Source organism: Mesorhizobium sp. M0145, from assembly GCF_040322355.1.
In the GTDB taxonomy this organism is placed as follows: Bacteria; Pseudomonadota; Alphaproteobacteria; order Rhizobiales; family Rhizobiaceae; genus Mesorhizobium.
In genome coordinates this window covers 109,101-128,982 of the sequence record NZ_JAMYTK010000017.1, presented here as the reverse complement: position 1 = coordinate 128,982, position 19,882 = coordinate 109,101, and the positions used below count along the sequence as shown (strand labels likewise).

General features: G+C 61.8%; 20 protein-coding genes and 1 tRNA gene. 10 read left to right on the top strand and 11 right to left on the bottom strand.

Features of this window, described 5'->3' with window-relative positions; translation table 11 throughout:
* Positions 1-146 precede the first annotated feature (146 nt).
* The 4 genes from NKJ28_RS22955 to NKJ28_RS22940 all read right to left on the bottom strand — a co-directional run bounded on the left by NKJ28_RS22955 (position 147) and on the right by NKJ28_RS22940 (position 3,873).
* Positions 147-2,060 carry a hypothetical protein gene (locus tag NKJ28_RS22955; protein WP_352637018.1) on the bottom strand — a complete coding sequence of 638 codons (1,914 nt, stop codon included), beginning with the start codon at positions 2,058-2,060 and terminating at the stop codon, positions 147-149.
* Complete coding sequence (locus NKJ28_RS22950; RefSeq protein WP_352637017.1) at positions 2,057-2,569, bottom strand: ABC-three component system middle component 2; 513 nt, start codon at positions 2,567-2,569, stop codon at positions 2,057-2,059. The genes NKJ28_RS22955 and NKJ28_RS22950 overlap by 4 nt, the downstream gene beginning before the upstream one ends.
* Entirely contained in the window at positions 2,554-3,555 is a 1,002-nt protein-coding gene (locus tag NKJ28_RS22945) for an ABC-three component system protein (protein WP_352637016.1), read from the bottom strand. The genes NKJ28_RS22950 and NKJ28_RS22945 overlap by 16 nt, the downstream gene beginning before the upstream one ends.
* Before the next feature lie 232 nt (positions 3,556-3,787).
* Positions 3,788-3,873, bottom strand: a tRNA-Leu gene (locus NKJ28_RS22940).
* A gap of 239 nt (positions 3,874-4,112) precedes the next feature.
* On the opposite strand from NKJ28_RS22940, the gene NKJ28_RS22935 reads away from it, so the two are divergent.
* Both NKJ28_RS22935 and ade read left to right on the top strand, forming a co-directional pair.
* On the top strand, positions 4,113-4,604 hold the full coding sequence (locus NKJ28_RS22935; RefSeq protein ID WP_352637015.1) for a cupin domain-containing protein: 492 nt from the start codon (positions 4,113-4,115) through the stop codon (positions 4,602-4,604).
* Between the two features lie 571 nt (positions 4,605-5,175).
* Positions 5,176-6,987, top strand: a complete 1,812-nt coding sequence (gene ade, locus NKJ28_RS22930; protein WP_352637014.1) for an adenine deaminase — start codon at positions 5,176-5,178, stop codon at positions 6,985-6,987.
* A gap of 256 nt (positions 6,988-7,243) precedes the next feature.
* Here the strand turns inward: ade and NKJ28_RS22925 are convergent, their stop codons facing one another.
* The 3 genes from NKJ28_RS22925 to NKJ28_RS22915 form a co-directional block, all read right to left on the bottom strand.
* Positions 7,244-8,407, bottom strand: coding sequence for an alpha/beta hydrolase (locus NKJ28_RS22925; RefSeq protein ID WP_352637012.1), 1,164 nt, complete (start codon positions 8,405-8,407; stop codon positions 7,244-7,246).
* A 132-nt stretch (positions 8,408-8,539) separates the two neighbouring features.
* Positions 8,540-9,613, bottom strand: a complete 1,074-nt coding sequence (locus NKJ28_RS22920; RefSeq protein ID WP_352637011.1) for an alpha/beta hydrolase — start codon at positions 9,611-9,613, stop codon at positions 8,540-8,542.
* A 103-nt stretch (positions 9,614-9,716) separates the two neighbouring features.
* The gene (locus NKJ28_RS22915) at positions 9,717-11,111 is read right to left on the bottom strand and encodes a hypothetical protein (protein ID WP_352637010.1); all 1,395 of its coding nucleotides are present in this window, start codon (positions 11,109-11,111) and stop codon (positions 9,717-9,719) included.
* A 128-nt stretch (positions 11,112-11,239) separates the two neighbouring features.
* On the opposite strand from NKJ28_RS22915, the gene ilvA reads away from it, so the two are divergent.
* Positions 11,240-12,496: a threonine ammonia-lyase IlvA gene (gene ilvA / locus NKJ28_RS22910; protein WP_352637009.1), complete on the top strand. Its 1,257-nt coding sequence runs from the start codon at positions 11,240-11,242 to the stop codon at positions 12,494-12,496.
* Positions 12,493-13,065: a DUF1697 domain-containing protein gene (locus NKJ28_RS22905; RefSeq protein WP_352637008.1), complete on the top strand. Its 573-nt coding sequence runs from the start codon at positions 12,493-12,495 to the stop codon at positions 13,063-13,065. The genes ilvA and NKJ28_RS22905 overlap by 4 nt, the downstream gene beginning before the upstream one ends.
* Positions 13,066-13,073: 8 nt before the next feature.
* Here the strand turns inward: NKJ28_RS22905 and NKJ28_RS22900 are convergent, their stop codons facing one another.
* The gene (locus tag NKJ28_RS22900) at positions 13,074-13,367 is read right to left on the bottom strand and encodes a DUF2218 domain-containing protein (RefSeq protein ID WP_352637007.1); all 294 of its coding nucleotides are present in this window, start codon (positions 13,365-13,367) and stop codon (positions 13,074-13,076) included.
* Positions 13,368-13,445: 78 nt separating this feature from the next.
* Positions 13,446-13,886: a lactoylglutathione lyase gene (gloA, locus tag NKJ28_RS22895; RefSeq protein WP_023674793.1), complete on the bottom strand. Its 441-nt coding sequence runs from the start codon at positions 13,884-13,886 to the stop codon at positions 13,446-13,448.
* 215 nt (positions 13,887-14,101) lie between these two features.
* Between gloA and NKJ28_RS22890 the strand changes: the two genes are divergently transcribed.
* The 4 genes from NKJ28_RS22890 to NKJ28_RS22875 all read left to right on the top strand — a co-directional run bounded on the left by NKJ28_RS22890 (position 14,102) and on the right by NKJ28_RS22875 (position 16,573).
* Positions 14,102-14,698, top strand: coding sequence for a cold-shock protein (locus NKJ28_RS22890; RefSeq protein ID WP_036238076.1), 597 nt, complete (start codon positions 14,102-14,104; stop codon positions 14,696-14,698).
* 19 nt (positions 14,699-14,717) lie between these two features.
* Positions 14,718-15,281 carry a DUF192 domain-containing protein gene (locus NKJ28_RS22885; RefSeq protein WP_023674794.1) on the top strand — a complete coding sequence of 188 codons (564 nt, stop codon included), beginning with the start codon at positions 14,718-14,720 and terminating at the stop codon, positions 15,279-15,281.
* 20 nt (positions 15,282-15,301) lie between these two features.
* On the top strand, positions 15,302-16,069 hold the full coding sequence (locus NKJ28_RS22880) for an alpha/beta fold hydrolase (protein WP_352637006.1): 768 nt from the start codon (positions 15,302-15,304) through the stop codon (positions 16,067-16,069).
* A 132-nt stretch (positions 16,070-16,201) separates the two neighbouring features.
* A complete protein-coding gene (locus NKJ28_RS22875; protein WP_352637005.1) occupies positions 16,202-16,573 on the top strand; it encodes a hypothetical protein in 372 nt (123 codons plus the stop codon).
* Positions 16,574-16,615: 42 nt separating this feature from the next.
* Here NKJ28_RS22875 and NKJ28_RS22870 read toward each other — a convergent pair whose 3' ends face one another.
* On the bottom strand, positions 16,616-17,230 hold the full coding sequence (locus NKJ28_RS22870) for an HD domain-containing protein (protein WP_352637004.1): 615 nt from the start codon (positions 17,228-17,230) through the stop codon (positions 16,616-16,618).
* 159 nt (positions 17,231-17,389) lie between these two features.
* Here NKJ28_RS22870 and cysE point away from each other — a divergent pair, with 159 nt between their 5' ends.
* Positions 17,390-18,238, top strand: coding sequence for a serine O-acetyltransferase (gene cysE, locus NKJ28_RS22865; RefSeq protein WP_023717455.1), 849 nt, complete (start codon positions 17,390-17,392; stop codon positions 18,236-18,238).
* 333 nt (positions 18,239-18,571) lie between these two features.
* The gene (locus NKJ28_RS22860; RefSeq protein WP_023674799.1) at positions 18,572-18,775 is read left to right on the top strand and encodes a DUF3126 family protein; all 204 of its coding nucleotides are present in this window, start codon (positions 18,572-18,574) and stop codon (positions 18,773-18,775) included.
* A 265-nt stretch (positions 18,776-19,040) separates the two neighbouring features.
* Here the strand turns inward: NKJ28_RS22860 and NKJ28_RS22855 are convergent, their stop codons facing one another.
* A complete protein-coding gene (locus NKJ28_RS22855) occupies positions 19,041-19,772 on the bottom strand; it encodes a hypothetical protein (RefSeq protein WP_352570896.1) in 732 nt (243 codons plus the stop codon).
* Positions 19,773-19,882 lie beyond the last annotated feature (110 nt).

Sequence of the window (19,882 nt, the reverse complement as noted above, 5' to 3'; positions counted from 1 at the left end):
ACCGGTACCCTCTTAACCGGTCTCGTCATTGCAGTCGGTCCCGCGTCGCGCCTGCGGCGTCATAAAGGTGTTGAGTCTCCTCTGACAGTTGCTCTGTCGGCACTTTGGTTCGTTTTTCCATCGGCAACGTCTACTGGTAAGCCGCTCTAATTCGTGGAATTTTTTGCTGCAACTGCCGAGCGCCGTGGCGAATGAAACAAGCCTACCCGACCTGTCGAAGGATCGCCGGTCAGGGTCTCCACTTTACCCAATGCTTCGATATTGCTTGGCAGGTCTACGTTCTCGATGACCATAAACTGGCATGTGTCACCGTTCTTTGAGAGGTGCTCAAAAAAGAAGTCCTTCAGTGACGTGTTGCTCAAAGCTTGTTCGTCTGCCGATAGTGGCCCCGCCTTAGAGGCAATCGGATCGCGATAGGTAAGCAAGGGCGTATCAAGCACCACAAATCCGGGGTGTGGAAGCTGTCTATCGCGACAGAATAGGAGCAAAGCCACCTTGAAGGCGGCGTGTGTGATGGCGCGAACGCCTTTTCCGTTGTCTCGGCGGTGCTTGCCATCAATGATGAGGTCGAAAGTGGTTTCGTCAAACGAGACATCCCGTTTTCCGGGGAACTGCCACTCTTCAAGCACCGAACCCACAGTCTGGGCGAATTCGTAGGCGACGTTGGTTGACAGGCTCAAATTCGGCTTGTCGCTCTTCGAAGCCGGCTTGAGTCCGGCGAGTTCATTCCGGCGCTTTTGAAGCGATTGCCGCTGCTCGATCAATGCGAGACCTTCGCGAACCTTGTCTCGAACCGGCAGCGTCTCATCTAGCTGCCTCCGTGCCGTATTCGCTGTGGGCGCGAGTTCTGCAAGACCCAGTTCGACGAAAGCAAGATTGCTATAAGCTGCGGCTAGCTCTTTCTCGCCCTCCAGCGCCTCGGCATTCAAATCCGCAAGCGCAGTTTCCAACTCAACACTCTGCCGCCTGATTTTGGCGATTTCAGCTGCTGCTGCCCCCCGTGCCTTTTCTATTTCATCGAGGCTGTGTGCATGCTTCTGATTTTCCGATGTCGCTCCGCAAAGCGGACAGTCATGGTCTCCGCCCAAACTGAGTAGGAAACCGGCTTCGTCAATGGCTTCGAGCCGTCGAATGTCGGATTGGTAGACATCTTGAAGCTGCTCGAATCTTCCGAAATTGATGTGTATTTCCGCTCGCCTAGTCTCAAGTCGCGAAATTGAATCGGCGTGTACCCGTTTGGCTGTGAGCCGGGCTCGGATGGATTCTTGTGCTCGGTCGAACTCACGCCGTGCATTTTGATAGGTTTCCTCCAATAGGGCGTACTGAGCAGCGAGCTGTTCTGAGTGAGGAAAATCCGCCGTCAGTTTGTCGTCAATGCCCACGATCATGTCGTCCAAGACTTCTAGCTTCCCGGCGGTAGACGACTTGAATGTTTTCTTGTCGACGACCGGAACAATCGCGCTGTCATCCGCCCCAGTGATGAGCAGCTTGAATACGCTGCGCTCGGCGGTCACAGACAGATGCTGCCCGGACAAGGCAGGCGAAACTTCACTTTGGATCGCCGTTTCGTCGACAATACAAAAACGCACAATGTCACGGAAGCTAAGCGACCGCTTCTTACCGTTCGCATCGACTGCAATCTGGCAACTGGCCAGACCTATCTCCTCAAGCAGAAGCTGAGAGATGTTGTCAGTGTTAGTCTGATCGTGCCGTCCAGAGAGTTGACGAATGTCTGTGCCGTCCGTCGGAGAGTCGGAAACGAAGCCTGGATGGTACTCAAGCGATCCACCAGCTAGAGCACGCATGAAGGTGGTCGACCCGGACTGAGGAAGGTCAAGTCCTAGCCAGGCGCGGTTGTAAGGCATGCGTTCTGCAATGTTGGGCAATTCGCGCGATGCGCCCAACATGAAATCGAGCGCCTTCACCGAAAAGGATTTGCCCGTGTTGGAAGCTCCGTAAAGCACACTGAGGCCCGGCGAAAACTCAAGGTCAGCCTGATCGGCGTCTGGTCCCGTGAAGGTCAAATGGTTGAGCGTGAGCCAAGGTCGTTTGCTACTCACGAGCCGCCTCCAGGCGCGTCGCTTTCGCCCTGAAATTCAACCGACCAACGACCGATGCGGTTCGCGATCAGTTCCGCGAGTTCGCTGTCGGCTCGTTGGTTAACATAGTCGGCAAGCCATCCCGCTCGCTCCTTAAGAGCGCGGCCATAGGCAGTTCGGAGCGAGTCGACAAACGCAGATGCTTCTTCGCGAGCAACATAAAGAATGCCGTCGGCGCGGTTCTGGGCGTCAACCAGATGAAGCTGGCGCATCAGGGTAAGGCCGTTTTCGACCAGCCGCCGCCGTACCAAAAGCTCGCCGATTCGTTGAGGAATATCGGGATGGAGGCTTTCGGGTCCCCCTATGTCGGCCGTGTGTACAACAAGATGATCGAGCCAAATCAGGTGTGACAAATCGAAGGCGCGCGGAAACACAGCGTCGAGCATCACGACGGCGCGCATGCCGGTCTCAAGCGAACCGTTGAAGAGCGGAACGCGGCTAGGTTCTGGGCCGGTTAACTCTTGCGCCATTTGATCAGGCCTTCATTTGCGAAGTGGTGGCAGATTCCCTGCTTGACGGGGACACGCGCGTAACGCGCGAGAGCGCCAGAGGCTTGAACGTTTGCGGCCTGGGTCATGACCGCGTCGACGCGCCGCAGCGAATCCGGGTAGTCAGCGCTATGGGTCTCGGCAACGCCATGATGGAGGTCGCGACGCAGGACGTCGATCTCTTCCTGCATCGTGTTGTCTCTATAAAACCGGGCGAACGAGTCTGCATCAAAGAAACGCTCACGTTGCATTTTGAGATGCGGTCCATGAGCGGAATGCGCTCGGGCGGTATCTTTGTCGAGGACACACCCGTCACGCTCACCATAAGCGTCAATCAATTGCTGAACATATGGCAGTTCGTGCAACTCGATTTCGTCTGGGGCGACGCCGATGGGGGCGGGGCCGGGATCAACACCGAACCAGGATTGAAGCACAGGCTTTGCCGCTGCGTCGCCTAGGATCTCATCGACCATCAGCAGATGAATGCCTGAAAAGTCCCACGCTTCGATAAACGCGCGAAGCTCGGGCGTGAGGGCGATGTTCTGCCCCTCCACAATCTTTTTGACGCAGAACTGATCCCAGTTGTCGATGAGGGTTGATTTGAACTCGGATGGCTTGGAGATGAGGCGCCTGAGATTGCGGTTCACACCGCGAGGAGCAACGAAGAAGTATGCCGTCGGCGCTGTAAACTCGCCGCTGTGGCTGTAGTAGAGCAGCTTGCCGAGTTCAGCGATACCAATGTCGGTTGCCAACGACCGGCCGTACTGCTTGCATTGGTAATTATGCCATGCCCCTTCGTGCTGCCGGAAACTCAAATAACCAACTACGTCTCGTCCCATGTCGCCAGGGCCTGTGAAGCGTTGTACTTTCACGTACTCTGTCTTGTATGCGGCCCATTCGCGCACAAAAGTTTCCAGTTGCTCATCGGTGAGCGCTAGGATTTGGCGATCAAGGGGCACTTTTACCATGTACAGGAATCAATGAGAGGAAAGGAAAGATATGTCTTAGCGTACGGAGCATATGCGAAGATTTCTACTATAACTTTCAAGGTACACAGGATTACGTGAGTTCCACGACCAATTTGGGAGCGCCTTTCGCCCGACCATTTCGGCAGGACGGTCGACCTAGCTGCGGCTCGTGTCCGTGTGTTCCGCCATGCTGTGTTTTGAGACCCTTTGCGGGTGCCGCACAGGACGCGGTTGGTGCGGACGACGGGAATCGAACCCGTACGATCAGAGATCGAGGGATTTTAAGTCCCTTGCGTCTACCAATTCCGCCACGTCCGCAGGCCAGCCCTTTTCAGCCGCCAGCCAAAGGCCGTCAAGCCGTCTTCTGCCGTCGACAAATCTGGCACTGGAAGCTGGCGAGGCCGATCACCTACAGTGATACAAACAAAATCGTTTCACCTGGAAATGTTTTTAGCGGCAGCTTCCGCGGCTACCGCGAATGCGCGTCCCCCGTTCGCAGGATGCGTTCGGGCGCTCTGCCCTGATAGGCTCGAAGTGGCAAGTGGATCGGCGCTCCGATGCTCGACGCCGTCCTCTACAAACACTGGGAGATTGTCATGCTCAAGCTTGCCTCTGCCCTGGCACTGCTGCTTGTTGGGACGGCGCCTCTGTTTGCCGATGAGATGCCGATGAACGCCAAAGACATCAAATGGGGTCCTGCTCCTGCTGTCATTCCCGCTGGTGCGGAAATGGCTGTTGTCGCTGGAGATCCCTCAAAGGACGGCGCCTATGTGCTGCGGTTGAAGACACCCGCCGGCTACAAAATTGCCGCACATAATCATCCCACCACGGAATACGTAACGGTGCTTTCCGGCAACTTCCATGTTGGAATGGGCGATAAGTTCGACGAGTCGAAAGGCGTCGAACTGACTGCTGGCGGCTTCGGCGTCGCGCCGGCCGGAATGAATCACTTCGCCTGGACAACAAGCGACACGATCATCCAGGTTCATGGCGAGGGGCCATTCAAGATCACCTACGTCAACCCGGCGGACGATCCAAGCAAAAAATGACAGTTCGGGATCGAATTGAGTGAACCGGCCGAAGGCTCGAACGATGGAGTGCGTCAAACTCCGCGACCGTCGATTCAGAAGGATCCTCTAACGAGACGAAAGCTGATTGGCCGCAACGGAATCGTATTCCGCCTGGGCCATTTGCCATGAATGGCGCAATAACAAAAAAACCCGCCTCGGGAGGCGGGTCGTTGGAGCCAATTGGCACCATACCCAAATTAGTAGCATAGCTGCCGGCACAAAGCAAGAACAAAGTTGCTGCGGCCGGCACAAAATGCCCTTGGCGATTGGCGAAGGCCATGGCGCATCGATCTCCCTCCTTGAGGGGGAGATGGCCGGCAGGCCAGAGGGGGACGTCTCGCGTCGAGCGCCAGCCTGTTTTGTTCGCGGTAAAGGCCAGCCTGTTTTGTTCGCGGTAAAGGTTCGCGTCAGGACGTCCCGACCCCCTCTGTCGCCTTCGGCGACATCTCCCCCTCGAGGGGGGAGATCTGCAACTTCGCCGTCCGCGCTTACTTCCTCGCTGGTCAAAATCCTCGCGGCTTGGCACAGTCGGGCAAAGAGGAGCCTGTTGATGCCGAAGACCGCCAATGCGACGAAACCAAAACCCTGGGCCGAGATGGCGACGCATCTGGTCGATGTCGCTATGGGCCGCAAACCCGCCGATCTCGTCATCCGCAACGGGCGCTGGGTCAACGTCCATTCGGGCGAGATCATCGCCGGCACCGACATCGCCATTGCCGGCGGCCGCTTCGCTTATTGCGGGCCGAACGCCGGCCATGCCATCGGCCAGGGCACCAAGGTGGTCGATGCCGGCGGCCGCTATCTGGTGCCGGGGCTTTGCGACGCGCATATGCATGTCGAGAGCGGCATGGTGACGGTGACGGAATTCTGCCGCGCGGTGATCCCGCATGGCACAACTTCGATGTTCATCGATCCGCATGAGATCGCCAACGTGCTCGGCCTGCCGGGCGTGCGGCTGATGCATGACGAGGCCGTCGCCATGCCGGTCAACGTGCTCGTGCAGATGCCGTCCTGCGTGCCTTCGGCACCGGGGCTGGAGCATGCCGGCGCCGAGCTGACCGTCGCCGACGTTGCCGAGGCGATGACCTGGGAGAACATTATCGGGCTCGGCGAGGTGATGAATTTTCCCGGCGTCGCCGCCAATGATCCGGTGATGTCGGGCGAGATCGCGGCGACGGTGAGGGCCGGCAAGACGGTCGGCGGGCATTATGCCTCGCGCGATCTCGGCCTGCCGTTCCACGGCTATGTCGCCGGCGGCCCCGAGGATGACCACGAAGGCACGCGCGCCGAGGACGCCATCGCCCGCGTCCGCCAGGGCATGAAGGCAATGCTGCGGCTGGGCTCGGCCTGGTATGACGTCGCCTTGCAGATCAAGGCGGTGACCGAGAGCGGGCTCGACCCGCGCAACTTCATCCTGTGCACCGACGACAGCCATTCCGGCACGCTGGTGCACGAAGGCCATATGGACCGGGTCGTCCGCCACGCTATCAGCCAGGGCTTGAAGCCGGTGACGGCGATCCAGATGGCGACGCTCAACACCGCCCAGCATTTCCGGCTGGAGCGCGAGATCGGCTCGATCGCGCCGGGACGGCTCGCCGATCTGCTGATCGTCTCCGACCTCGCCGAAATGACCATCGACGAGGTCTATGGCCGCGGCGTCAGGCTGGCCAAGGGCGGCAAGCTCGAAATCGACATTCCGGCCTACGACTATCCGAAGACGGCGAAGAACACCGTCAAGCTCGGCAGGAAGCTCAAGCCCGGCGATTTCGACATCGCCGCACCCCTGGGCGCCAACGAGGTGCGGGTGCGGGTCATCGGCGTCATCGAAAACCAGGCGCCGACGCGGGCGCTGGAGGCCGATCTTGCCGTCGAGGACGGGCTGGTCGCCATGGACCGCCGCAACGACGTCTGCCAGATCGCGCTGGTCGAGCGCCACAAGGGCACGGGCGGCGTCACCAACGCCTTCGTCTCCGGCTTCGGCTATATCGGCGACTGCGCCATGGCATCGAGCGTGGCGCATGATGCCCACCACATTATCGTCGTCGGCACCAACAAGCAGGACATGGCATTGGCGGTGAACCGGCTGGGCGAGGTCGGCGGCGGCGTCGTGCTGTTCTCCAAGGGCAAGGAGCTGGCGCTGGTCGAAATGCCGATCGCCGGGCTGATGTCCAACGAGCGGGCGGAAATCGTCGCCGCCAAGGCGGACCAACTCAGCGACGCCATGCGCCAGATGGGCTGCTCGCTCAACAACGCCTACATGCAGCACTCGCTGCTGGCGCTGGTCGTCATCCCGGAGTTGAGGATTTCCGACGTCGGCCTGATCGACGTGACGACTTTTCAGAAGGTTGATTTGTTCGTTTGAAGAACCACTGAACCCTGGAGGAACAGCGCCCCCCTCTGTCCTGCCGGACATCTCCCCCTCAAGGGGGAAGATTGGCGGTTTCGTTGACAGCGCCTTGTTCGTCAAAGATGGAGATTGGCGAAAGCCGAAAGTGGCGGCCAATCTCCCCACTAGAGGGGGAGATGTCCGGCAGGACAGAGGGGGGCGCGAAGGATCGCTACAGGGCGTTTTTGTTGACAGCTGCCAATCACCGGCGTGTTTGGCAGCAGAGGTCGGCTCACCCGCCGGTGGCGATGGTCAGCACTTTGAACGGCGTGGTGATGACGATTTCGGCGACCGAACCGACGGCCTTGCCGAGGCCCTGGCCGAGATTGTCGAGCTGGGCCGGCGCGGTCTCTTCGGAGGCAAGGCCCGCCGGGGCGCGCAGGCGGTCGCCGAGCAGCTGCACCAGGAACGGGTTGTCGGCGAATTTGGCGTGATTCAGCCGGTCGCCGCCCTTGGTCTTGGTCAGGTCGACCACCGAGACGCCATAGCTGGCGAGGTCGGCCGCGTCGCCATAGTCGCCGACGCGTGGCTTGTCGCCGGAGATCAGGGTCGACAGCCTGAGCGCCCGGTCGTCGCCCGAAAGCAGCACGGCGAACGGCTTGTCGGGCTTGCCGTAGCGGATCATCTGCTTCTTGAACACGTCGACGTCGATATCGGGTGAGGCCAGGATGACGTAGCCGAGCTTGCCGCCGAGGTCGCGGTCGCCGGTGATGGCAAGCTGGCGCAACGCTTCCATGGTCACCCAGGTCCCCATCGAATGGGCAATGATGTCGATGCTCTTGGCGCGGCTCTTGGCGAGCATGCGCAGCGTCGCTTCGAGATCGTCGCGCGCCGCATTGGCGCTTTCCTTGTCGTAGATGTAGCCGGTCGTCTTGCCGCTCGACGCCCACGAAAACAGCACCGGCGTGCCCGGATATTTCGTGTCGTGCGCGATCTGCGTCAGCCGGTAGATACCGTCGTCGAAGCCATTGTTGAAGCCGTGCACGAAAACCAGCGCGCGGTCGCCGCGCATAGCGATGTCGGCGCCGACCGCCTTGGCGAATTGCGGGGCGCCTTCGTAGAAGGTGACGCCGGTCGCCGTGAAATCCTTCGCCGGATTGCTGTTGGCCGAGCCCTTGACCCGCTCGATGGCGCCGAGCTGGTGGATTTTGGGCACCGTCACCTCGACGCTGGCAAAGCTGGTGGTCGGCGAACGGTCGCCGTCGAACACCTGCCGGGGCTCTTTCATTGCCTTTTGCCGGGTTGTGGCGACGAAGATCTTGTGCGTCGCCGCAATGTCCGAAGCAGGCACGATGATCGTCGTCTTGTTGAGCAGATCGTGCGTGTTCTGGCCGGCGCAGCCGGTAACCGCGAGCGCGAACGCAACGACGAGAAAGATCTTCGAAGGCACGATCACGCGGGCTCCCGCAAAGGCGACGTCGAGCCGGAGACGTCTTGGCCTATTCGATAGAGGCAGAGGCCGGCACGGTCCAGTTCAAACTGTTCCGATGGTGCGGCAATGGTCAACAGTCACTGCCGCGCAATGCAGCTATTGTCCGACCGAGGCGATGCGGTCTGTCACTTCGCGGTCGCTGGCAAACCCGTCATCCTCGCGCAGCTTCTGGCCGATCAACTGCACCAATTCCGGATTGTCGGCGAATTTGGTGTGGTTGAAGCGGTCGGTTCCCTTGACGCTGGAGAGATCGACGACCGACACGCCATAGCTGGCGAGGTCGGCGGCGTTTTTGTAGTCGCCGACGCGCGGCCGCGCGCCGGCGATCAGGCCGGAGAGCCGCAGCGCCCGGTCGTCGTCGGAGAGCAGCAGGATGAACGGCTTGTCCGGCTTGCCGTAGCGGCGCATCTGGCTCTTGAACACGTCGACGTCGATGTCGGGCGAGGCCAGCACGACGTCGCCGAGCTTGCCGCCCAGATCGCGGTCGCCGGTGATGGCGAGCTGGCGCAACGCCTCCATGGTAACCCAGGTCCCCAGCGAATGGGCGACGATGTCGATGCGCCGCGCGCCGGTCTGCGCCAGCATTCTCAGCGTCACTTCCAGCTGGTCGCGGGCAACGCTGGCGCTTTCCTTGTCGTAGACGTAGTCGGTGGTCTTGGCGCCCGACGCCCAGGAAAACAGCACCGGCGTGCCTGGATAGCCGGAATCATGGGTGATCTGGGTGACGCGGTAGACGGCGTCGTCGAAGCCGGTGTTGTAGCCGTGGACGAAGACCATGACACGGCCGCCGCGCGCCGCGATGTCGGCGCTGAGCGCGCTGGAGAATTTCGGCTGGGTGTCGTAGCCGACGACCTCGGAAGCCATGAAGTATTTGGCCGGATCGTCCGACTTGCCGCGCGAGCGCCGCTCGATCTGGCCTGTCTTGTGGATACCGGGGACGGTGACGTTGACGCGGGCATAGTTCAGCGTCGCCGAGCGCTCGCCGTCGAAGACCTTGTCGGGATCGTCGGAGCGCTTGCGCGTGGTTGCGATGAAGATCGAGTGGTTGCCGGCGATTTCCGTCACCGGCACCGCCATCATGGCGCTGCCGAGCAGTTCCTCGGTTTGGCGCCCGCCGCAGCCGGCGAGCAGCGCGGCAATGAGAATGATGCAAATCGTCTTCAAGGGCACTTAAGCAATTCCACTCCGGCCTGACCAAAGGCCCATCCACCTCCGCCGCACCTCCCGGACAGGCCAAGTGCGGCGGAAGTAAGTCGCAGGCGCCGAAATGCGCTCAGCGCCTCGCGACTGCCATCGCACTGTTGCGCGAAAGCCAGAACGGCGGCAGGAACGCCGGAATGTTGGAAAACGGCAGCACTTCCGGCTTCAGCCTTATGCCGAGCACGTCGGTCATGAAGGCGCGGCGCGCCTCGATGCGGCGCCAGGCTTCGGGATAGCGCGCGGCGATCTCTTCGCGCAGCGCCTCGTCGGCCAGCGCGATGCCGTCCTCGATGTTGGTGGTGAAATAGTCGGTGCCGGTCGCCGGGATGATGTCGACCTGCAAGGCCATGCCCGACTTCAATCTGATGTCGGAGCCGGAAAATACCGGCGAATGCATCCATTCGTCGATATGGATGAGGTGGCCGGGGTTGAGCGCTACGCCGAAGAACCGATCGCCGATGCGGTCGTGCACCGCTTGCCACAACGCGCCGGCGGGAACGCCGATGCCGACCGTCTCGTACCAGTCGACGACGGCGCAGAAATAGGGCGCGACCAGCTTCTCGACATAGTCCTGGATGCCCCTCGGAAGCTCGGCCGCGTCCTCGACCAGAAAACCGGCGCGGGCATTGAGCGAGCCCTGGATGCCATAGGCCATGGTGATCGGGTCGCCGCGCTTGATGATGTCGAGGCGCGGGCTCGGCAGGCCATAGGCCGCACGCTTGCCGGCCGACAGCATCGGGTGACAGCATTGCGGCAGGCCGTTGATGCCCATCAGCCGCGCCGCCTGCAATTCGGTCATGCCGGGTTCGATGCCTTGCAGGACGTTGCGCAGGCCTTGCGAGGAATAGGTCGCGGCGAATTCGAACGCCGCCAGTTGGTCGGCCTCATTGATGGCGCGCAGGCCGTCGGCGGGGTTCATCAAAGGGTTCGCCGCATTGATGATCACGCCCCTATCGCCGACAAGGCTGCGCAACGTGTCGGCGATGAAGGACGGCAGGTCGAGCGTCGTTTCGCCAAAACCGGCATCGCCGGGGCCGAACGGCTTCCAGCCGATGGCGCCGATGCGCTGGCCGGCATTCAGGCCGCAATCGGCAAGGATGTCGGAAAGCCCCTGCGAGCGGTCGCGCGGCTGCGCCGGCAGCGAAAACGTCTGGTAGAGCACGCGCTCGTACGGCCCGTCGCAGATCTCGGCATAGCCCCAGCCCTCATTGCCGACCAGCAGTTTCGGCGGCTTGCCGGGAACGATGATGAGCAGCGTCTCCTCGAAGCGCGGATCGTAGCCGCAGAGGTAGGCGACATTGGCCGCATGTTCGCGGTCGCCATAGACGACGAAGGCATCGAACCCGCCAAGTGCGACCAGCGCCGCGATACGGGCCTCATAGGTGGCGCGGGGCACCAGCGGCATCACCGTCGGCTCGCCGAACTCCGGCAGCGACACGGTTTTCCGGGCCACCGATGCGACAGGCATGAGCAAACGCCCCCAAATGCTTACGTTGATTCCGGAAATGCCCCTTCGGGGCGGCCGGACAATGGCTTCACGAGGCCAGATATGCAATAGCGGGACCGAACTCGCCTAGCCTGTGGGGTGCTCCAGCCATGACCAGTTTCTCCTCTCGCGTCGCCGCTGCCGCTGCGGCGATCCGCGAGATTTTTCCGGAGACGCCGCTGCAGGAAAACGACTATCTGTCGAAGAAGACCGGCGCGCGGGTGCTGCTGAAGCGCGAGGACCTGACGCCGGTGCGCTCCTACAAGATCCGCGGCGCCTTCAACTTCTTCCGCAAGACGCTCGCCGCCGGCAACGCTGCCGAGCTGTTCGTCTGCGCTTCGGCCGGCAATCATGCGCAGGGCTTTGCCTTCGTCTGCCGCCATTTCGGCAAGAAGGGCGTCGTCTTCATGCCGGTGACGACGCCGCAGCAGAAGATCGACAAGACGCGGCTGTTCGGCGGCGAATTCGTCGAGATCAGGCTGGTCGGCGATTTCTTCGACGACTGCTATCGCGCGGCACTTGAATTCACCGAAACTGCCGGCGCCCACATGGTGCCGCCGTTCGACCATAAGGACATCATCGAAGGGCAGGCGACCGTCGCCTATGAGATATCAGGCCAGATGCCCGGCGCGCGCATGGCTGATATCGTCATGCTGCCGGTCGGCGGCGGCGGCCTGGCCGCCGGTGTCACCCATTATTTCGCTGACCAGCACCGCGAAACGCGCTTCGTCTTTTGCGAGCCGGCCGGCGCCCCGAGTTTGAGCGATAGCCTTGCCGCCGGAAAGCGGATCAAGCTCGCCAAGGTCGACAATTTCGTCGACGGCGCAGCGGTGGCCGAGATCGGCCGCGAGCCGCTGCGCCACCTAAGGGAGTTTGCCGCCGACACCGTGCGGCTGATCCCGGAAAACCGGCTCTGCGCGACCATGATCGAAATGCTCAATGTCGAAGGCGTCGTGCTGGAGCCGGCCGGCGCGCTGGCGATCGATGCGCTCAAGGATTTTTCCAGGAAGGAAATCAGGGGCAAGACCATCGTTGCCGTGGTGTCGGGCGGCAATTTCGATTTCGAGCGGCTGCCGGATGTGAAGGAACGGGCGCTGCGCTTCGAGGGCTTGAAGAAATACTTCATCATCCGCTTTCCGCAACGGCCCGGCGCGCTGCGCGATTTCCTCGAATTGCTGGGTCCCGACGATGACATCGCCCGCTTCGAATATCTGAAGAAATCTGCGCGCAATTTCGGTTCGGTGCTGATCGGCATCGAAACCAAGGACCGCCGCAATTTCGACCTGCTCAAGGCGAATTTCGATGCCGAGAGCGTCCATTACCAGGACATCACAGACAACGAGACGCTCGCCGGGTTCATCATATGAGCAGCAACGATCTTCCGAACGCTCCGGCGAACGTTTTTGTCGCGCTGTTTTCCGGCATCAATGTCGGCGGCAACCGCATCGTCAAAATGGCGGAGTTGCGGACGTTCTTGGAGCAGCTCGGCTTCTCCGATATCGCCACCTATGTGCAGAGCGGCAACGCCGTGTTCCGGTCGCCAGATGGCGATGCGGCGACGCTGACCAGGCGGTTGGAAGCGGAATTCGAGAAGAAATGGGGGTTCCATTCACGCATCATGGTGCGCGATCTCGGCTGGCTCGAGCGGCTGGCGGCGGACAATCCCTATCCGGAAGTGGCCGGCGAGCCGACCAAGCTGCATGCCTATGCGCTGGAGCGCCGGCCGACCGCCGAGGAGGTCGCCCGGCTGGCGGAAAAATGCACCGGGCCAGAACGCTTCGAGATCAAGGGCGACGTGCTCTACCTGCATGCGCCTGACGGGCTCGGCAAATCGGTGTTTGCCAATCTCATTCCGCGCGTTCTGAAGGTGCCGGGCACGGCGCGTAATTGGCGCACCGTGCTGATGCTGCTGGACATGGCCCAGGCCGGCGGTTGACAGGTCGTCTACGCGGCCGGACCGCGTTTCCAGTCGAATGCCAGGTCTTCACGGAAGGCGAAGCGCTTGATGTGCTCGGCGACGACCGTTTCCAGGCGCTCGAGCGAGCCGGCTTCATCGGTCGTCACTGCAATGTGCAGCGCAGCCGGGTCGGCATCGAGAACCGTGCGGCCGAGCGTCAGATCGATGGTGCCGTGGTTCGGGTCGAATTCGACGGGAAACTTGTGCGCCCAATGTTTGCACAGCTGCTGCAGATAGCGGCTGGCATGTTCGGTGGCGACGTCGACATGGCTGGCCGGCATGAATGAATTCTCCTTGGGAATGCGGACGCGAAAACCGAACCAGGGCCCGCCTGCGTCCGTTCAAGATGGCGTGATCGGTTACCAGCTGCCGGTGTTCGGCATCGACGCCCACGGCTCGGCCTTCGGCTTGGCCGGACCTTTCTGCAACAGCTCGATCGAGATGCCGTCCGGCGATTTGACGAACGCCATGTTGCCGTCGCGCGGCGGCCGGTTGATGGTAACGCCATTGTCCATCAGCCGCTGACAGGTGGCGTAGATGTCGTCGACCTCATAGGCGAGATGGCCGAAATTGCGGCCGCCCTTGTAGTCTTCCGGATCCCAATTGTAGGTCAGCTCGACCAGCGGCGCCTTTTCGGAGATGCCGCTTTGCTCGTCTTCGGGGGCGGCGAGGAAGATCAGCGTGTAGCGGCCCTGCTCGTTTTCATGGCGGCGCACTTCCTTGAGGCCAAGCTTGTTGCAGTAGAAATCGAGCGAAGCATCGATGTCGGCGACGCGGACCATGGTGTGCAGATAGCGCATGATTTCCTCCTTATGTTGCGTTGCGGCGCAACATAGGGGCGGCCCGGCCAAAGGGCAATTGGCCACGTTTTGCGGCGCCGGAAAACGGCAAATCCGCTATTCCTGTATGGAACCGTGAAAAAAGGCACGTCAGGTCTTGCACACACCGGAAGCCGCGGTGTTAATCTGATACCAAGAATCAGTTGCAGTGTTTCTTGAAAAAAGGGGGCGTTCTTATGGGGGAAAAGGCCTCTTTCATGGGGCGGGACGGGGCCGGTAACGATACGTTGAAGCGGGATGAGAGCGCCGATACGGCCGATCTCGTCGAAATCGCCGGCGCCATCAAATGGTTCGACGTGGCCAAGGGCTACGGTTTCATCCTTCCCGATGATGGTACTTCGGGCGACATCCTCCTCCATGTGACATGCCTTCGAAAGGATGGTTTTCAGACCGCCCTGGAAGGCGCCCGTGTCGTCTGCCTGGTCAAGCAGGGCGAGCGCGGGCTGCAGGCCTTCCGCGTGCTCTCGATGGATGTCACCACGGCGGTGCATCCGGCGGAGCTACAGGAGCAGCGCACCCATGTCGCGGTGACGCCGGAAAGCGGCCTCGAACGGGCGCTGGTCAAATGGTTCAACCGTACCAAGGGGTTCGGCTTTCTGACCCGGGGCGAGGGCACCGAGGACATTTTCGTCCACATGGAGACGCTGCGCCGCTACGGCATCACCGAACTCCGGCCGGGCCAGGTGGTGCTGGTCCGCTTCGGACGCGGCGACAAAGGCCTTATGGCTGCCGAAATTCACCCCGATATGGGTACCTTGCCGGTCTCGCATTAGTTCCGGCCGAGGATTTCATATGGCTCACAGGAACCGGGTGACGGCGGGCGCGCTCTGCGCCGGGATTTTCCTCATCGTCGCCACAAGTGCGTTCTTCTATTTTCAACAACCGAGTTCCGCCGACGGCAAGGCGATGATCCTTCCCGTCGACCCGGCGCCGCTGGTCGCGGTGACGAAGGCCGGCGAGCGTTCTTTTTCCGTGGAAATCGCCGACACGCCCGCCGAGCGCGAAGCCGGGCTGATGTTCCGCCGGCACATGGCCGACAATCACGGCATGCTGTTCGTGTTCGGCGCGCCGCAGGATGTGAGTTTCTGGATGAAGAACACGCCGATGCCGCTCGACCTGATCTTCGTCGGCCAGGACGGCCGGATCCGGGCGATCGAGCAAGGCGAGCCGCAGTCGGAGGCGATCATCTCGCCGGACGAACCGGTGCGCTTCGTGCTCGAGCTCAAGGCGGGCACGGCTGCCAAAAAGGGCATTGAGGACGGCGACCTGCTGCGCCATCCGGCCATCGGCACGGCGGCGGGGCCGGCCATGCCGCCGCCCGACAAGGGCGATGCGCCGAGTGTCGATTCCGACTGAGCGGGCAGGATCTTCGGCCGATGCAGTTCTTCTCCCATGACGGTTTCGACCTTGCTTTCCTTGACCGCCAGCCGGCATCGGGGCAGGGCGATCCGGTGCTGATGATCCACGGCTTTGCCTCGAGCCATTACGTCAACTGGGTGTCGCCCGGCTGGTTCAAGACGCTGAACGACGCCGGCTACCGTGCGATCGCCTTCGACAATCGCGGCCATGGCTCGTCGTCGAAGAGCTATGACGAAGCCGACTACACGCCGGCAAAAATGGCGTCGGACGCGGCAGCGCTTTTGAACCATCTCGGCATCGAACGCGCTCATGTCATGGGTTACTCGATGGGCGCGCGCATATCGGCCTTCCTGGCGCTCTCCGACCCGGAGAAGGTGGCGACGCTGGTCTTCGGCGGTCTCGGCATCGGCATGGTCGACGGCGTCGGCGACTGGGATCCGATAGCCGACGCCCTTCTGGCCGACGATCCGGCAGGCACCAGCGATCCGCGCGGCCGCTCGTTCCGCGCCTTCGCCGATCAGACCCGCAGCGATCGCCGCGCGCTCGCCGCCTGCATCGCCACCTCCCGCGAATTGCTGAGCGAGGCCGACCTTGCCCGCATTGCCCAGCCGACGCTGATCGCCGTCGGCAGCAAGGACGACATCGGCGGCTCGCCGGATGAGCTCGCCGCCCTGATGCCCAACGCCAGGGCGTTTCACATCGAAGGCCGCGACCACATGCTGGCGGTCGGCGACAAGACCTTCAAGCAGCGTGTGCTGGAGTTTTATGCCGAGCATCCGCTCTGATGGATGGCTCCCCAAAAAGCGGCCATCCGGCCTGAACGGGTCCTTAGCGGTTTTGCAACGATACAGGAATAAATGAGAGCGACGTGTGGATCGGTTCAAACCCGCCACGCTGAACGAAGGGCAGGGGGTACGATGGCACAATGGGGAAGAAGCGACGCCGCTTTGCTGGGCGTCGTTGCGAAAAGCAGGTTCGGCGAATGGTCCGTTGTTCTAGCGCTGGCTGCATTGGTGGCAGGCGCGATGGCGATCACCGCGTTGATGGCAATGCCGAGCGACGCGTCCCCACTGCTCCAGAACAGTGCGACAGGCTTCTTCGCCGCCGTATTTTTTCTGGCCGGGCCATTGGCACATCTTACCGGCGTGGTTTTCGGGTTGATGGCGCTCGGTCGTTCGAACGACAGTCGTGTGCTCGGTCTGGCTGGCATCGTAGTCAACGGCGCGTCGCTTGCGGCCGGGGTGTTCATGCTGTGGGGAATGGCATCGACCATCGGCGCGTTTACCTGATTTCGGGCAACTCTCCGGCAGGCAAGCGAGCGACGCGTCGGGCTACGATCGGCGCGGGCTGTGCCCCAGCGCCCTGAGCGAGCGCGTCATGTTATGCCGGGCCTGGGTTTCGAAGCGCCGGCGGAATTCCTCGCTGTGGAAGATATGCGGCCGCGCGAGGAAGCCCTCTAGCACTGCGGCACGGCCGGCCCGCCACATCGGCTCATCGACCCACTTATATTCGCGGCGAACCGCCTGCTCGTAGGCGTCGAACACGTCGGGCGCAGCACCCAGGATCGCCAGGTCCATGTCGAGGAACAGCGCCGCGTCACGAACCGAATGCTGGTCGCCAAGGGGCGGCAATTCGTGGCCGGCAGTGGCAGTGATCATCGCCGCGATGCGACCGATGCGTTGTGCATCGGCGCGGCCGGCGAGCTTTTCCTCGGCAAGTGCGGCACTCCTCGCCTCATTGTCCTTGGCGCGGCTGTCGTAGATCGCGTCGTGGAACCAGATCGCTGCCTCGACTGCTTCAGGATCATGCAACAACGCCTTGTAATCATTGGCCAGCGCCAGCGTCGCCTCGATGTGGCCAAGGTCGTGGTAGTGGCGATCTTCGGCCTCATAGAGCGCGGAAAGCTCGCGCTTCAGGGTCTCGTCCATCAAGGTTGCGTTTTCCATGGCTGCTTGAAATTCCGCCAACCAAATCCATTTCACGAAGCACTAAGGAAAATTGAGTTCACCCGTGCTATGATCTGGCTTATAGGTGCGGCCGGAGAATAGGCAAGCCGCCAACCGAGACATTGGATGGCCGAGACATTGGATGGCCGGAGACATCAGATGAACAGCGTTACGATTTCCCGTCCCACCAGGGTGCAGCCGGTAGATCCGATCTGGCGTTCGATCCGCGACGAAGCGATGGAAGCGGTCAACCGCGATCCGCTGCTGGCGGCGTTCCTCTATTCGACCATCCTCAATCAGGAAAACCTGGAAGAAGCGGTCATTCACCGGCTGGCCGAGCGCCTCGCCCATCAGGACATCGGCTCCGACCTCATCCGCCAGACGTTCAAGGCGATGGCGGCCGACGACAAGGACTGGTCGACGACGGTGCGCGTCGATATCCAGGCCTATTACGACCGTGATCCGGCATGCGACCGCTTCATCATGCCGGTGCTCTACTTCAAGGGTTTTCACGCCATCCAGACGCACCGGCTGGCGCATTGGCTGTGGAACCAGGGCCGCCAGGACTTCGCGCTGTATCTGCAGAGCCGGTCGTCCTCGGTGTTCCAGACCGACATCAATCCGGCTGCCCGCATCGGCAAGGGCATCTTCCTCGACCACGCCACCGGCCTCGTCGTCGGCCAGACGGCGGTGATCGAGGACGACGTGTCGATCCTGCACGGCGTGACGCTGGGCGGCACCGGCAAGGCCGGCGGCGACCGCCATCCCAAGATCCGCTACGGCGTGCTGATCGGCGCCGGCGCCAAGATCCTCGGCAACATCGAGATCGGCCATTGCTCGAAGATCGCGGCCGGCTCGGTGGTGCTGTCGCCGGTACCGCACAACAAGACGGTTGCCGGCGTGCCGGCCCGCGTCGTCGGCGAGACCGGCTGCGACCAGCCTTCGCGGCAGATGGACCAGCTGTTGCCATCGCAGACGATGGACCACGTCGTCAGCTTCGACATCTGAGTGCTCGGGCAGGGGCTTGTCGCGTCGGACCAACTATCAATGTCGGCGCTGCCCCTCATCTGCCTGCCGGCATCTTCTCCCCGTATAGTGACGGGGAGAAGGGGCTGACTGCGGCCTCGGCACTGTTTCTGTAACGCTGGAGATTGGCGAAATTTTTTGCGAAGGCGGCCTTCTCCCCGTCACTATACGGGGAGAAGTGCCCGGCAGGGCGATGAGGGGCAGCGCAAACCTGAGGCGATTGCCCGTGTTCTCTCGCCGGCTTGCCTTTACATGGCCATTGTCGACGTGCCAGAAGCGCGCTCAAACGAAGAAGCCGACGATCGGAGAAGACTGTTGAAGCCGGACGAAATCAGAAAGCTGGACGCCTATTTCAAGCGCACCTTCCAGAACCCCAAACTCGAAGTGAAGGCGCGGCCGCGCAAGGAAGATTCGGCCGAGGTCTATGTCGGCGACGAGTTCCTCGGCATCGTCTTCAAGGACGAGGACGACGGCGATTATAATTTCTCGATGGCGATCCTCGACATCGATCTGGCCTGAGTTGGGAGTTTAGCTGGCCGCTACGCCTCAAGCGCTGCGGCGGTACGGAACCTTGCAGGACGCCGGCGGAACAGCGCCCTCCTCTGGCCTGCCGCCCATCTCCCCCACCTGGGGGGAGATTGGCAGCCTCGGCGCTGCACTCTTCCTGCAACATTGGAGACTGGCGAAAGCCAAGATGACGGCCGATCTCCCCCCTCGTGGGGGAGATGTCCGGTAGGACAGAGAGGGGCGCGAAGGATCGCTACGGAACGGCTCGTTTCGTTGCTTACCGCCCGGTCTTCAGCACACGTGCCGCCTCGCCCGAAATCGCCGCGTCGAGCCCCTGCCAGTCGCCCAGGAATTCCCGGGGGAAGCGGTAGGTAAGGCTGAGATTGTCGCCGACCAGGATGTCGCGTTCGCAGGGCGCCAGCGATTCGTCCGAGCTCGGGCCGCTCAGGCAGCGTGCGACGAACGGATCCTTGCCGGGGCGATCGGCGACCGCCAGCACTTCGTTCAGATAGCCTGATTTTTCGCTGAAGGCGTAAAGCGTGGTGCCGCCAGGGCCGGGCGTACCCGGCTTGGCGATCAGCGCGCTGTAGATCGGCGCGAAGCGGCCGCTCATGTCGCGCGACATCATCTGCGGCTCGAACGACAGGAAGACGATGTCCTTGCTGGGTCCGGTGTGGTTGAAGTCGTTGCGGGCAGCCTCGCTGTAGCCGTCCATCTCGGGATAGCGCAGATAGAGGTCGAGTCGCGAGGCGATGCCGTCGCGCCGGGCCTGGGCAAAGCGGATGACATTGGCCGGCACGGCGATGACGTTGTTGCCGATGACGACCTTGTGGACCGTGGTGTCGTCGGTGTACCCGGCCATGGCAATCGAGCGGCCGAACCATTTGCCGCCAAGGCTGATCGCCACCGAAAGCAGCGCCAGCGTCGCGAACGCATAAAACACTCGCTTCATCAGCGTCGAATCGACGACGCTGAGTTGCGGGCCCTCTGTGGCGGCTGCCTGCTTCATCGCGATCCTCATTTGCCGTCCCATCGGGTGTACCTGAACGGCACATCTCGGCGCGCACGGCTCTTGCTTCGCAGCTTTGCGGGCGACTGTGCGATTTCATGGTAAACGGA

Bases quoted from the DNA above. Each gene is read 5' to 3' on its own strand.
- NKJ28_RS22950 (WP_352637017.1), bottom strand. From the start codon at position 2,569: ATGGCGCAAGAGTTAACCGGCCCAGAACCTAGCCGCGTTCCGCTCTTC.
- NKJ28_RS22945 (WP_352637016.1), bottom strand. From the start codon at position 3,555: ATGGTAAAAGTGCCCCTTGATCGCCAAATCCTAGCGCTCACCGATGAG.
- NKJ28_RS22935 (WP_352637015.1), top strand. From the start codon at position 4,113: ATGCTCGACGCCGTCCTCTACAAACACTGGGAGATTGTCATGCTCAAG.
- ade (WP_352637014.1), top strand. From the start codon at position 5,176: ATGCCGAAGACCGCCAATGCGACGAAACCAAAACCCTGGGCCGAGATG.
- NKJ28_RS22915 (WP_352637010.1), bottom strand. From the start codon at position 11,111: ATGCCTGTCGCATCGGTGGCCCGGAAAACCGTGTCGCTGCCGGAGTTC.
- ilvA (WP_352637009.1), top strand. From the start codon at position 11,240: ATGACCAGTTTCTCCTCTCGCGTCGCCGCTGCCGCTGCGGCGATCCGC.
- NKJ28_RS22905 (WP_352637008.1), top strand. From the start codon at position 12,493: ATGAGCAGCAACGATCTTCCGAACGCTCCGGCGAACGTTTTTGTCGCG.
- NKJ28_RS22900 (WP_352637007.1), bottom strand. From the start codon at position 13,367: ATGCCGGCCAGCCATGTCGACGTCGCCACCGAACATGCCAGCCGCTAT.
- gloA (WP_023674793.1), bottom strand. From the start codon at position 13,886: ATGCGCTATCTGCACACCATGGTCCGCGTCGCCGACATCGATGCTTCG.
- NKJ28_RS22890 (WP_036238076.1), top strand. From the start codon at position 14,102: ATGGGGGAAAAGGCCTCTTTCATGGGGCGGGACGGGGCCGGTAACGAT.
- NKJ28_RS22885 (WP_023674794.1), top strand. From the start codon at position 14,718: ATGGCTCACAGGAACCGGGTGACGGCGGGCGCGCTCTGCGCCGGGATT.
- NKJ28_RS22880 (WP_352637006.1), top strand. From the start codon at position 15,302: ATGCAGTTCTTCTCCCATGACGGTTTCGACCTTGCTTTCCTTGACCGC.
- NKJ28_RS22875 (WP_352637005.1), top strand. From the start codon at position 16,202: ATGGCACAATGGGGAAGAAGCGACGCCGCTTTGCTGGGCGTCGTTGCG.
- NKJ28_RS22870 (WP_352637004.1), bottom strand. From the start codon at position 17,230: ATGGAAAACGCAACCTTGATGGACGAGACCCTGAAGCGCGAGCTTTCC.
- cysE (WP_023717455.1), top strand. From the start codon at position 17,390: ATGAACAGCGTTACGATTTCCCGTCCCACCAGGGTGCAGCCGGTAGAT.
- NKJ28_RS22855 (WP_352570896.1), bottom strand. From the start codon at position 19,772: ATGAAGCAGGCAGCCGCCACAGAGGGCCCGCAACTCAGCGTCGTCGAT.